The sequence below is a fragment of the Streptomyces sp. MUM 203J genome (genome assembly GCF_022414595.1).
In the GTDB taxonomy this organism is placed as follows: Bacteria; Actinomycetota; Actinomycetes; order Streptomycetales; family Streptomycetaceae; genus Streptomyces.
Genome location: NZ_JADWYO010000017.1, coordinates 82787 through 94929, shown reverse-complemented (window position 1 = coordinate 94929; position 12143 = coordinate 82787). Strand labels below are relative to the sequence as shown.

Sequence of the window (12143 nt, the reverse complement as noted above, 5' to 3'; positions counted from 1 at the left end):
CCCCGCAGGCGCGGGCCGGGCGGCGGGCCGTCGGGGCCCGGCCGGGGCGGAGGAGGCCGGGGCATGTCGCTGATCTCGACGCTCGCGCGCCTGGAGGCCGTGGAGGCGGGGCGGGCGCGGCCGCTGGCCACGGTGCGGCACCGGCATGTGGCGGAGCGTCCCCTGGTTCTGGTGCCGCTGACGACGGCGGGCGAGGCGGGCGCGCCGCTCGGCGCCCTGGTGGGGACGGACCCGGAGGAGCCGCGGCTCCTCGCCGTACCGCAGCCGCGCGACCGTGACCTGCGGTTCACGTTCCTGGCGGAGCTGGCGGAGGCGGTGCTTCCGTACATCGACGCGTACACGGACAGGGTCGAGGAGGCCGAGCGGTCGGAGACCGACCCGGAGACCGGCAAGAAGGTGAAGGTCGCCGTCGACCTGTGCGCGGACGCGCCGCAGATCGTCGTGCCGAACCGGGCGGGTGTGGAGTACGTACGGCTCCTGGGACGGTCGACGCGGTTCCGGCGGACCGCCGAGCAGGACCCGGAGACCCCGTTCCCCGCTCCGCCGCGCGTGCCGCTGCTGGGCAGGTGGCTGACCCACTACGGGGAGCGGGCCCGGGTCCCGGGCGCGTCGCTGCTGGTCGCGGCGACGGACCTGCTGAACCGGCACTGGGCGACCGGCCAGTCCTCGCTGGAGGACCAGCACCTGGGCGCGCTCCTGGCGTGGGTCGACCCGCCGCTCGGAGAGGCGGGCGAGGCTGCGGCGCTGCGGGCGGAGCTGGGCCGGGACCGGGACGGGCAGCTGCTGTGCCCGCCCGCGGGTCCCGCGACGGACCCGGCGTTCGACAACCGGCTGCTGGCTCCGGCGATCGAGCGGTACGACCGGGCCCGCCAGGCGCTGGCCGCCGCCGAGGACGGGGAGGCGGCGGACCTGCGACTGGGCGAGCTGCACCGCGCGGAGGGCGAGATCCGCCGTCTGCTGCTGACCCAGATGAGGCCGACCTGGGACGCGGTCTGGCAGGCGCTCCGTCTCGTGGGGGACCTGCCGTCCGGTGCGCGGGTCGCGGACCGCTGGACGCGCGACCGCTGGTCGTTCACCGGGCACCGCGACCGCGTGCGTGCGGGCGAGCCCCCGCAGCCCCGCCGGGACGACGCGGTCACCGCCGCGCAGAAGCTGGCGGCGCGCGAGACCGCGCAGGCCCAGCTGGAGGCGCAGGAGGCCCTGGACGACCCGCTGGTGATGGCCGGGCGGCGGCTCGCGGGCGAGGCGTTCCTGGCGGAGGTGCTGGACGTGGAGATGACCTGGACGGAGACGAAGCGCCCGTCGCCGCGCCCCCTGCTGACCGTACGGACGGACGACGCGCCGCACCTGGGCGAGGGCGTGAAGGCGTACCGGTCGCTGGAAGGCAGGCCGCAGAGCGCGGAGTTCGTCCGGTACGAGGAAGAAGGCGGCGTGCTGGTACTTCGGGTGCTGGACCGGATGGGCCGTTCGCGGGAGCCGGCGGAGGGGTCCGTGCCGCAGAAGGGCGACCGGATCGCCTGGACGCTGTTCGAACACGACCAGCGGACGGGCCCGAAGCTGCCGGACCCGGAGGAGACCCCGTGGACCCACGGCGGTCCACCGCGCGCGGACGAGGCCGCGACCCCCGACCCGGTCACCCCGGAGGACTTCCTGTGACGGCGACGACGGCTTTCGACCCGGCGGCGGAGGCGGCCCGCGCCACGGCCCGGATCCTGGAGAGCACCCTGCACGGGGACGCCCGGGGCGTGGTCGTGGACTCCCCGCCCGGCGCGGGCAAGTCGACACTGGTGGTCCGCGCGGCCCTGGAGCTGGCGGCGGCCGGGCGCCCCCTGATGGTGGTGGCGCAGACGAACGCGCAGGTCGACGACCTGGTGCTGCGGCTCGCGGAGAAGCAGCCGGATCTGGAGGTGGGCCGCCTGCACTCCAGCGACAGCGACCCGTACGACAAGGCGCTCGACGCGCTGGACGCGGTACGGAAGTCGACGAAGGCGGCGGACCTGGCGGGCCTTCCGGTCGTGCTGTCGACGGCCAAGAAGTGGGCGTATGTGAAGGGCGCCGAGCCCTGGCGGCACGCGATCGTGGACGAGGCGTACCAGATGCGCTCGGACGCGCTGCTGGCGGTGGCGGGCCTGTTCGAGCGGGCGCTGTTCGTGGGCGACCCGGGGCAGCTGGACCCGTTCTCCGTGGTGACGGCCGACCAGTGGGCGGGCGTGTCCTACGACCCTTCGGCCAGCGCGGTGTCGACGCTGCTCGCCCACAACCCCGAGCTGCCGCAGCACCGGCTGCCGGTGTCGTGGCGGCTGCCCGCGTCGGCGGCGCGGCTGGTGTCGGACGCCTTCTACCCGTACACGCCGTTCCGCGCGGGTACCGGCCCTCAGGACCGGCGGCTGTCCTTCGGTGCCGCCTCCGACGGCTCGGCACCGGACCGGGTGCTGGACGAGGCGGCGGCCTCCGGCTGGGGCCTGCTGGAACTGCCGGCCCGCCGCACGCCCCGTACGGACCCCGAGGCGGTACACGCGTGTGCGCTGGTGGTGCGCAGGCTGCTGGACAGGGGAGCGGCTGCGGTGAGCGAGCGGTCGGAGCGGCCGGTGCCGCTGGGCCCAGACCGGGTGGCCGTCGGCACGGCACACCGCGACCAGGCGGCGGCGGTGCGGGCGGCGCTGCACGAACTGGGCGTCCCGCCCGGCGTGACCGTGGACACGGCGAACCGGCTGCAGGGCCGCGAGTACGACGTGACGGTCGTCCTGCATCCCCTGTCGGGCCGCCCGGACGCGACGGCCTTCCACCTGGAGACGGGCCGCCTGTGCGTGCTCGCCTCCCGGCACCGCCACGCGTGCGTCGTCGTCTGCCGCGAGGGCGTGACGGATCTGCTGGACGAACACCCCTCGACCGAGCCGGTCCAGCTGGGCGTGACCGTGAAGTTCCCGGACGGCTGGGAGGCGAACCACACGGTGCTGTCCCACCTGGAGGAACACCGGGTGCGATGGCGGCCGTGAGGCGCGCTACGCGTGCTTGCCGCACTTCGGGCACCGGCAGAGGGGCCAGGCCGAGGACAGCATCGGCGCCAGGTCCTCAGTGCTGCGGATGACCTTCTGAGGGCCCCACGTACGCCCGCTGTCCCGTGACACCCGCAGCGTCAGCAACGGCCGCCCGGTGTCCCCAGCGGTGCGCCCGCCGTCGCGGGGGATCACCGGTGCGCCTCCGGGTGCCGCCGCAGCAGGACGTTGCAGTCGGAGACCGTCGTGAAGTCGCCCCCGACACGGGCACGGTCCCGGACGGCGGCGAGTTCGGTGCAGCCGGGGCATCCTGCGACCGGGGTCGGTTCCAGGCCCAGTCGCAGCGGCAGTTCAACCGGGGGTGCGCTGTAGCGCGTGGGTTCCGTGGTCATACATGGATCGTGCTGCCGTACGACGGAGGGCTACAGGGACGGAACGTCCTAGTCTGGCGCGCTAATGGGCGCCCCCCAGGAACTCCGCGAGTTTGCGCAGTCCCGGCGGGCGCGTGGGGCCGTTCCACAGGTCGCTGACGATGGCAACCGCGAGCGTGTGGTGGCGCATCCAGCCCGGGGCGACGCGGCGCAGGCTCTGGAGGGCTCGTACGGCTCCGGGCGCGTCCCCCATGTCGGTGTGGGCGCGTGCCACGTCCAGCAGCAGCCAGGTGCGCCACGAGGGCGGGGTGTCCCTGCTGAGCCTTATGCCCTTGGCCAGCGCCAGGGCCTCCTCGGGGCGCTCGTGCTGGACCGCGAGCCGCACCCGCTCGATCCGTACCGACGACCGGCTGAACACCGACACCAGTCGGCCCTCGGCGGGCGGCGGCAGCGTGGCCAGACGGCCGGCGGCCTTCTCCGCCTCCACCATCATGACGTTGGCCGTCTCGTAGTCGTCGCTGCGCGCGTAGGAGGTGGCGGCGGACATCAGCAGACCGCCCCACACCCTGACCCCCTCCGCCGTCCCGGTGCACTCCCGTTCCACCCCGTCCGCGGCGTGTACGGCCAGGTTGCGGGCATCGTCCAGGCGGGCCTGCCGCTGGTACGCCCAGGCGACCGAGTTCGACACCATCGGGGCCAGCAGCGGGTCCGAGGACTGCCCGGCCGCCGCGTACGCGCGCTCCAGGGCCGACAGCGCGAGGTCGGTCTTGCCGAGGCGGATGGCGAGGTGCCCGCCCAGTTGCAGCGCCTTGCCGAGTGCGGCCTGCCCCGCCGCACGCTGCTCCGCGTCGCCCACCGCCGCGAGCAGACGGGCGTCGGTGATGATGCCGGGCAGCGCCTCCATGAGACGGCCGAAGCCCGCCGAGTGGTACAGCGTCCACCCGTCGGCCAGTTCGGCGCGCAGAAGGGGCAGGGACAGGTGTTCCACGCCCGTGGGCTCGGCAGGAGGTGCGAACAGCGGCGGCATGATCGCCCGTCGCACAGCGACCAGTTGAGGCGGTTCGGTCTCACCGCTGGACGGCACACCCGGCGGATCCCCCAGGAGGGCCGTCAGTTCCGCCCCGAGCCCCTTGGCCAGCGCGTGCAGGGTCGGCAGCCGGGCACTGTGCTTCCGGTGCTGCTCCAGCTTCCGGATCACGTCCACGGAGACGCCGGAGCGTTCGGCCAGTCCCTCCTGCGTGAGACCCGCAAGGCGCCGCAGCCTTCCCATGCGATCGCCAAGGTGCTCGGTAGCCATGCCCAAGACGCTACGCCCACGCCGACCACGGCGACAGCGACTTGACTGTGGCCCCGTGGAAGAGTGAGCGCATGGCCCGAACCGAGTACTACGACGACCCGAACGCCCCGGAGCCGAACAGCCTGGTCGTGGCGGCGTCCGCCGTGGTCACCTACGAGAGCGGCCGCATCCTCCTCCAGCGGCGTAGGGACAACGACCTGTGGGCACTGCCCGGTGGTGCGATGGACATGGGGGACTCCCTGCCGGGTACGGCCGTGCGGGAGGTCAAGGAGGAGACCGGGCTCGACGTCGAGATCACGGGGCTCGTCGGCACGTACACCGACCCGCGCCACATCATCGCGTACAGCGACGGTGAGGTACGTCGGCAGTTAAACGTCTGCTTCACCGCCCGCGTCGTCGATGGCAACCTGGCCATCTCGGAGGAGAGCACGGAACTCCGTTTCGTGGAGGCCGGGGAGCTCGACTCACTGCCCATGCACCACACCCAGCGGCTACGGATCCGCCACTTCCTGGAGCACCGCCCGACGCCCTATCTGGGCTGGGGTCGGAGCCCCCAGGTTCGGGAAGCCGCGGATAATGACCCCGTGGCAAAGGGCAAGCAGAAGCGCAGCCGGGGCGCGGGCCCGGAGACACTGGCCGCGACCGTCGACGGCGGGGTCGCGGAGCTGGTTCCTGACCGGGACCGGTCCAACGCCTGGACCCTGCTCATCGACCGCGCCCCGCAGTCGCACGTCGACCTCGACGACCCCACGCACCTGGACTTCGCCTACCAGCGCCGCCTCGGCCACGTCATCGACCTCGCCGCGCCCGCCGGGCGCCCCGTGCACGCCCTGCACCTCGGTGGCGGCGCGCTCACCCTCGCCCGGTACGTCGCCGCGACCCGCCCTCGCTCCACGCAGCAGGTGGTCGAGATCGACACCCCACTGGTGCAGTTCGTCCGCCAGGCCCTGCCCCTCGACCCCGGCGCCCGCATCCGCGTCCGCGGCGGCGACGCCCGCGCCGGGCTCGGCAAGCTGCCCGACGCCTGGGCCGACCTCGTCATCGCGGACGTGTTCACCGGCGCCCGCACCCCCGCCCACCTCACCAGCACCGAGTTCCTCACCGAGGTACGCCGCGTCCTGAAGCCCGGCGGGACGTACGCCGCGAACCTCACCGACGGCCCCCCGCTCGTCTTCCTGCGCGGTCAGATCGCCACCGCCGCCCCCGTCTTCCCCGAGCTGGCCCTCGCCGCCGACCCCGCCGTCCTGCGCGGCCGCCGCTTCGGCAACGCCGTCCTCGTCGGCTCCGACACCCCGCTCCCCGTGGCCGAACTGACCCGTCGGGTCGCCACCGACCCGCACCCCGGGCGGGTCGAACACGGCCGGGGGCTCACCGACTTCGCCGGCGGGGCGGCGCCCGTCACCGACGCGAACGCCGCGGACTCTCCCCTACCGCCGCCGTCGACGTTCGACTGACTAGGTGTCCCGCTCGTCGATCTCCACGCGCGGGGCCGTGTCGTGCCAGACGCAGAACACCGAGACCTCGCGGCCGGTCCGGGTGAACGTCACCCGGATCCAGGTCTCCTGGGTCCACACCTGCATCTGCCAGCCCGACGCGGGCGTGGCCGAGACCAGTTCCGCCGAGTCGTCCCTGATGTCGAAGGCGACCCGGCCGCCGTCCACGACGTAACTCTTGACCGAACCGGCGGGGGGCGGGGCGGACGGGGCGGGGGAGGGGGGTGCCGAAGGGGACGGGGACGTGCGGGGGCCGCCCGAACCTGAGCCCGCGCCCGGGCCCGGCGCCGACGTGGACGGCTCCGGAGAAGAGGGCGACGCGGAGAGCGACGGTACCGGCGTCCTCGGCCTCGGGCGCCACGTCGACGAAGCCACCGGCGCCGGGCTCTCCGTCACCCTCGCCAGCGGGACCGCCGCGGGGCGGTCGTACACCGTCCCGGCCATCACCGTGTGCACGCCCCACCACGACAGAGTGACCGCCGCGCCCGTGGCGAGCGACCACGCCAGGGCATGGACGAGTCCTCTGTGCATCCGGGCCATAGTGCACCACCGGTATCCCGTACACCAGCCGCCCCGGCGTCAACACCGGTCCCCCTCATTCCGCCTCATGGCGTACGGTGCCGCCCATGGCAAGTGTGCTCGTGGTCGAGGACGACCAGTTCGTGCGCTCCGCCCTGATCCGGCACCTGACCGAGGCCTCCCACACCGTACGGAGCGTCGGCACGGCCCTGGAGGCGCTGCGCGAGGTGGCCCATCTCCGCTTCGACGTCGTCATCCTGGACCTCGGTCTGCCCGATCTCGACGGGGCGGAGGCGCTCAAGATGCTGCGCGGCATCACCGACGTACCGGTGATCATCGCCACCGCCCGGGACGACGAGGCCGAGATCGTACGGCTCCTCAACGAGGGCGCCGACGACTACCTCACCAAGCCGTTCTCCGTGGAACACCTGTCGGCCCGCATCGCCGCCGTCCTGCGCCGGGCGCGAGCCGCCGGTTCGGCCGGGGAACTGCCGTACAGCACGGTGCTCCGGGTCGGCGGGCTCGCCATCGACCCGCTGCGCCGCCAGGCCGAACTCGACGCCAGACCGCTGGATCTGACTCGCCGTGAGTTCGATCTGCTCGCCTACCTCGCCGGCCGTCCCGGTGTCGTCGTGCCGCGCCGGGAGCTTCTCGCGGAGGTGTGGCAGCAGGCGTACGGCGACGACCAGACCATCGACGTCCATCTGTCCTGGCTGCGCCGCAAACTGGGCGAGACGGCCGCCAAGCCGCGCTATCTGCACACGCTGAGGGGTGTGGGTGTGAAGCTGGAGCCGCCTCAGGAGCCCCGCCCATGAGATGGGCGCTCGTCAAGGTCGCGCTGGCCGTCACCGTCATGGTCGTGCTCGCCTTCGCCGTGCCGCTGGGACTGGTCATCAAGGAACTGGCCCGCGACCGGGCCTTCGGCAACGCCGAGCGGCAGGCCGCCGCCATCGGCCCGACCCTCTCCATCACCACCGACCGCGCCGCCCTCGAACGGGCCGTCGCCTCCACCCAGTCGGGCGCCGACGGGCGCATGGCCGTCCACATCCCCGCGCCGCCGGGGCGGCCGGAGCCACTGGAGATCGGCACCGGGCGCGCCCCCGACGCAGACCTGGAGACCGTACGGCGCGTCCCGCGTGCCGCCATCACCGAAGTCGACGGCGGCTCCGTGCTGCTCCAGCCGACCGCTCTCGGCACCGGCCAGATCGCCATCGTCGAGGTGTACGTCCCCGAGGGCGAGCTGACCAACGGCCTCGCGACCGCGTGGCTGACCCTGGCCGCCGTCGCCGCCGCCCTGATCGTCGGCTCCGTCGCCGTGGCCGACCGGCTGGGCGTCCGGATGGTGCTGCCCGCCCAGCGCCTCGCCCGTGCCGCCCGCGACCTGGGCGACGGAAAGCTCGGCGCCCGGGTGCGGGAAGAGGGCCCCGCCGAACTCAGGTCCGCCGCCGTCGCGTTCAACTCCATGGCCGACCAGGTCGTCCAGCTCCTCGCCAACGAGCGCGAACTGGCCGCCGACCTCTCCCACCGCCTGCGCACCCCGCTCACCGTCCTGCGTCTCAACGCCGCCTCGCTCGGGGAGGGCCCGGCCGCCGACCAGACCCGTGCCGCCGTCGAGCAGCTCGAACGGGAGGTCGACACCATCATCCGGACGGCCCGCGAGGCGAAGCCCCAGACGCAGGCGGTGGGGCCGGGGTCCGGGTGCGACGTCTCGGAGGTCGTACGGGAGCGCATGGCGTTCTGGTCGGCGCTCGCGGAGGACGAGGACCGCAAGGTGCGGCTCGCCGGGGTCGACCGCCCGGTCCGCATCCCGGTGGCCCGCCCCGAACTCGTCGCCGCGCTCGACGCGTTGCTCGGCAACGTGTTCCGGCACACTCCGGAGGGCACCGCCTTCTCGGTGGACGTCCACAACGGCGAGGACGCCGTCATCGTGCTCGTCTCGGACGCCGGTCCCGGCATCGAGGACCCCGAGGCCGCCCTCACCCGGGGCAACGGCGGGGAGCGCACCGGCTCCACCGGCCTCGGCCTGGACATCGTGCGCCGCGTCGCGGAGTCCACGGGCGGGGACGTACGGCTCGGCCGCTCCGTGCTGGGCGGCACGGAGGTTCGGGTCTGGCTCGGCCTCGACGACGGGCGCCGGTCCGGTGGTACGGGTGTGGGGCGCCGCTCCGGCAGGGGCGCCCGCCGCGTGGGCCGCCGGGGGCGGCAGGTGGTGCGGGAGACTTCTTAACGGCTGCCGATGCGTTCCTTAAGGGCGCCCTAAGATCGACAACGGCCGTCCGGATGGGGCGGTTTGCCTGATTCCGGCGCGCTAGCGTCCTGCCTCACCACCCCCCACCCCACACGAGGCAGGCACACCCATGGGCACAGCAACGCACCGCCGCCGCGCGAGCGGCCGGGCCAAGGCGATCGGCGCGCTGGTCGCGGCGGCGGTCGCCGGAGGCGCGGCCTTCGCGTTCACCGGCACCGCTCAGGCCGCGGCTGTGAGCGCCGCGTACACCAGGGCCAGCTCCTGGGACGGCGGTTACACCGGTCAGTACGTAATCACCAACACGACCGGCGCCGCACGCTCCGGCTGGACCCTGGAGTTCGACCTCCCCGCCGGGACCCGGATCGCGTCCCTCTGGAACGGCGAGCACACGGTGGACGGCCGGCACGTCACCGTGAAGCCCGCGAACTGGAACAGGGAGCTGGCGCCGGGCGCGTCGGTGACGGTCGGCTTCGTCACGTCCGGCGGTGCGGGCGACCCGGCCGGGTGCCTGGTGAACCAGGTCAGGTGCTCCGCCGAGGGCGGCGCGACCCCGCGGCCGACCGGCCGCCCCACGGAGCCCACGCCCCCGAGCCCGACCGTGAGCGGGGCGCCGTCGCCCTCGCAGACCGTCACGGCCACCCCGACGCCGAGCGTGACGAAGCCCGCCCCGACCGGGACGCCGTCGGCGGGCGGGCGTTTCGCCCCGTACGTCGACACCTCCCTCTACCCCGCCTACGACCTGCTCGACACCGCTGCCAGGACCGGGGTGAAGGACTTCAACCTGGCCTTCGTCACGGCGGGCGGCGGCTGCGAGCCTCGCTGGGGCGGCGTCACCGACCTGGCGAGCGACAGGGTGGCCGCCCAGATCGGCGCCCTGCGCGCCGAGGGCGGCGACGTTCGGGTGTCGTTCGGCGGGGCCGCCGGACGCGAGCTGGCGCTCAACTGCGCGACACCCGAGGCGCTCACGGCCGCGTACGGGAGGGTCGTCGACCAGTACGAGCTGACCAGGGTCGACTTCGACATCGAGGGCGCCGCCCTCCCCGACACCGCCGCCAACTCACGCCGCGCCCAGGCCGTCGCCGCGCTCCAGAAGGCCCACCCCGGCCTGGACGTGTCCTTCACGCTTCCGGTGATGCCCGAGGGGCTCACCCAGGCGGGGGTCGACCTGCTGGCCGACGCCAAGCGGAACGGCGTCCGGATCGATGCCGTCAACATCATGGCGATGGACTACGGACCCGCCTACAGCGGTGACATGGGCACCTACGCGATCCAGGCTGCGACCGCGACGCAGGCGCAGATCAAGGGCGTGCTCGGACTGTCCGACGCGGACGCGTGGAAGGCCGTCGCGGTCACACCGATGATCGGTGTCAACGACGTCACGGTCGAGGTCTTCCGGGCGGACGACGCCAGCCGGCTCGTCGACTTCGCGAAGCGGAAGAACCTGGGGTGGCTGTCCATGTGGTCGTCCACCCGTGACAAGCAGTGCGCCGACGGGGCGGTGAACCGGGCCGACGCGACGTGCAGTTCGATCCTGCAGGAGCCGCTGGCGTTCACGCGGGCCTTCGCGGCGTACAGGTAGGCGCACAGGCAGGCCGGCCGGGGGCGAGCGGGCAGGCGCATTCCCGCCTCACCCGCTCCTCGGAGGCCGGAGCGGCTGAAGGCCGGCCCGCCTGCCGGCCGGCCTTCAGCCGCGACGCGGCGTCCGGGGGCGGGCCCCTCCGGCTCCGGGAAGGGACGCGCGCCGCCCGTCGGACGGTCCGGGGTGGAGCCCCCCGCCCCGCGTCGCCCGGCCGACTTCGCCGTCCGGACCCTGCTCCCGCAGCCCGGCGGCACCGCCCCGGACCGCCTCCCGTCCCCGCAGGTCCGCGCGAAGTGGTCCCCTCAGGCCCCAGGAGTTCCGCCGCGGCCGGCCCTCGCTCACGGGGGCCCCGGCCCGTCGCTCCGAGCGTTCTGGGAGCGCTCCCAGGGCAGGCGCCGAAGTTGTAGGTTGAACGGGAACAGGCCGGGGAGGCGATGCGGCATGGCGGTGAACGGACGGCAGACGAACGGGCGGCGCACAGGCAGGCCCACGCTGGAGGAGGTCGCCGCGCGCGCGGGGGTGGGCCGGGGCACGGTGTCCCGGGTCGTCAACGGCTCGCCCCGGGTGAGCGCCCGCGCCAAGGCCGCCGTCGTGCGGGCGGTCGCCGAGCTGGGGTACGTCCCGGACCGCGCCGCCCGTGCGCTGGCCGGAGCCCGGACGGACGCGGTGGCGCTGGTGATCCCGGAGACGGGGGCCCGGCTGTCCGCCGAGTCGTACCTCCTGGACCTGATCCGCGGCGTGAGCGCGGAACTGGCCGACTCCGACAAGCAGTTGCTGCTCACGCTGATCCGGTCGCAGCAGCAGCGGCAGCTCTTCGAACAGCAGCTGGCGGCGCAGCGGGTGGACGGTGTGCTGCTGGCCTTCGTCCACGCGGACGATCCGCTGCCGGAGGCGGTACGGGACCTGGGCATCCCGGTGATCCTGCACGGGCGCCGTTCGGAGGCGGAGCCGGTGGCGTACGTGGACTCGGACAACGTGGGCGCGGGCCGCTCGGCGGTGGACCACCTGGCGGGCCGTGGGCGGCGCGGTATCGCCACGATCGCGGGGCCGCAGGACATGTATGTGGCGCGCTGCCGCCTGGACGGCTACCGGCAGGGCCTGGCGGCGGCGGGGCTTCCGGCGGACGAGGATCTGATCGTGTCGGCCGACTCCACGGAGGAGGGCGGTCGCGCCGCGATGCGCACGCTGCTGGTGCGCCGCCCGGGCCTGGACGCGGTGTTCGCCGCGTCGGACGTGATGGCGGCGGGCGCGCGGTCCGCGCTGCGGGAGGCGGGGCGCCGGGTGCCGGAGGACGTGGCACTGGTCGGGGTGGACGACTCGGTGGTGGCCCGCCACATGGAGCCGCCGCTGACGAGCGTGCGGCAGCCGGTCGAGGAGATGGGCCGCGTCATGGCCCGGGCGCTGCTCCAGGAGATCGCGGCCACGACGCCCCAGGACCCGAGCCAACTGGTGCTGCCGACCTCACTGGTGGTCCGCGGGTCAAGCTGACCCGAACCGGAGCGCGCGCCCGCCCGCGCGACACGGCCGCCCGGCACGCCATCGGCGCGGCGCGGTTCGTGCGGCGCTGCTGAGCACCCGCCGGGCTGCAACCGCCCTTCCGCGGGGGCTGTGCGTCGGACAGGGAGGGCCGGGCCGGCGGT

10 protein-coding genes and 1 pseudogene are annotated in these 12143 nt (G+C 74.4%); 8 read left to right on the top strand and 3 right to left on the bottom strand.

Annotated features, from left to right (window positions below; all coding sequences use genetic code 11):
• Nucleotides 1-63: 63 nt before the first annotated feature.
• Together I3F58_RS12275 and I3F58_RS12270 are read left to right on the top strand one after the other, a co-directional pair.
• Complete coding sequence (locus I3F58_RS12275) at nt 64-1656, top strand: hypothetical protein (RefSeq protein ID WP_240108373.1); 1593 nt, start codon at nt 64-66, stop codon at nt 1654-1656.
• A complete protein-coding gene (locus tag I3F58_RS12270; RefSeq protein ID WP_240108372.1) occupies nt 1653-2996 on the top strand; it encodes an AAA domain-containing protein in 1344 nt (447 codons plus the stop codon). The genes I3F58_RS12275 and I3F58_RS12270 overlap by 4 nt, the downstream gene beginning before the upstream one ends.
• Nucleotides 2997-3187: 191 nt before the next feature.
• Here the strand turns inward: I3F58_RS12270 and I3F58_RS12265 are convergent, their stop codons facing one another.
• Together I3F58_RS12265 and I3F58_RS12260 are read right to left on the bottom strand one after the other, a co-directional pair.
• Nucleotides 3188-3388 carry a hypothetical protein gene (locus I3F58_RS12265; protein WP_240108371.1) on the bottom strand — a complete coding sequence of 67 codons (201 nt, stop codon included), beginning with the start codon at nt 3386-3388 and terminating at the stop codon, nt 3188-3190.
• A gap of 61 nt (nt 3389-3449) precedes the next feature.
• On the bottom strand, nt 3450-4664 hold the full coding sequence (locus I3F58_RS12260; RefSeq protein ID WP_240108370.1) for a helix-turn-helix domain-containing protein: 1215 nt from the start codon (nt 4662-4664) through the stop codon (nt 3450-3452).
• 71 nt (nt 4665-4735) lie between these two features.
• Here I3F58_RS12260 and I3F58_RS12255 point away from each other — a divergent pair.
• Together I3F58_RS12255 and I3F58_RS12250 are read left to right on the top strand one after the other, a co-directional pair.
• Nucleotides 4736-5137, top strand: a pseudogene (locus I3F58_RS12255) (NUDIX domain-containing protein); the annotation flags it as partial.
• A 159-nt stretch (nt 5138-5296) separates the two neighbouring features.
• Complete coding sequence (locus I3F58_RS12250) at nt 5297-6118, top strand: fused MFS/spermidine synthase (RefSeq protein ID WP_275678441.1); 822 nt, start codon at nt 5297-5299, stop codon at nt 6116-6118.
• Here I3F58_RS12250 and I3F58_RS12245 read toward each other — a convergent pair whose 3' ends face one another.
• Nucleotides 6119-6697: a hypothetical protein gene (locus I3F58_RS12245; protein WP_240108369.1), complete on the bottom strand. Its 579-nt coding sequence runs from the start codon at nt 6695-6697 to the stop codon at nt 6119-6121.
• An 86-nt stretch (nt 6698-6783) separates the two neighbouring features.
• On the opposite strand from I3F58_RS12245, the gene I3F58_RS12240 reads away from it, so the two are divergent.
• The 4 genes from I3F58_RS12240 (at nt 6784) to I3F58_RS12225 (ending at nt 11991) form a co-directional block, all read left to right on the top strand.
• A complete protein-coding gene (locus I3F58_RS12240; RefSeq protein ID WP_240108368.1) occupies nt 6784-7491 on the top strand; it encodes a response regulator transcription factor in 708 nt (235 codons plus the stop codon).
• On the top strand, nt 7488-8903 hold the full coding sequence (locus I3F58_RS12235) for a HAMP domain-containing sensor histidine kinase (RefSeq protein ID WP_240108367.1): 1416 nt from the start codon (nt 7488-7490) through the stop codon (nt 8901-8903). The genes I3F58_RS12240 and I3F58_RS12235 overlap by 4 nt, the downstream gene beginning before the upstream one ends.
• Before the next feature lie 130 nt (nt 8904-9033).
• On the top strand, nt 9034-10503 hold the full coding sequence (locus tag I3F58_RS12230; RefSeq protein WP_240108366.1) for a cellulose binding domain-containing protein: 1470 nt from the start codon (nt 9034-9036) through the stop codon (nt 10501-10503).
• A gap of 441 nt (nt 10504-10944) precedes the next feature.
• Entirely contained in the window at nt 10945-11991 is a 1047-nt protein-coding gene (locus I3F58_RS12225; RefSeq protein WP_240108365.1) for a LacI family DNA-binding transcriptional regulator, read from the top strand.
• Nucleotides 11992-12143: the final 152 nt, after the last annotated feature.

Coding starts and splice junctions, on each gene's coding strand:
- I3F58_RS12265 (WP_240108371.1), bottom strand. CDS start 3,388: ATGACCACGGAACCCACGCGCTACAGCGCACCCCCGGTTGAACTGCCG.
- I3F58_RS12240 (WP_240108368.1), top strand. CDS start 6,784: ATGGCAAGTGTGCTCGTGGTCGAGGACGACCAGTTCGTGCGCTCCGCC.
- I3F58_RS12245 (WP_240108369.1), bottom strand. CDS start 6,697: ATGGCCCGGATGCACAGAGGACTCGTCCATGCCCTGGCGTGGTCGCTC.
- I3F58_RS12260 (WP_240108370.1), bottom strand. CDS start 4,664: ATGGCTACCGAGCACCTTGGCGATCGCATGGGAAGGCTGCGGCGCCTT.
- I3F58_RS12275 (WP_240108373.1), top strand. CDS start 64: ATGTCGCTGATCTCGACGCTCGCGCGCCTGGAGGCCGTGGAGGCGGGG.
- I3F58_RS12235 (WP_240108367.1), top strand. CDS start 7,488: ATGAGATGGGCGCTCGTCAAGGTCGCGCTGGCCGTCACCGTCATGGTC.
- I3F58_RS12230 (WP_240108366.1), top strand. CDS start 9,034: ATGGGCACAGCAACGCACCGCCGCCGCGCGAGCGGCCGGGCCAAGGCG.
- I3F58_RS12225 (WP_240108365.1), top strand. CDS start 10,945: ATGGCGGTGAACGGACGGCAGACGAACGGGCGGCGCACAGGCAGGCCC.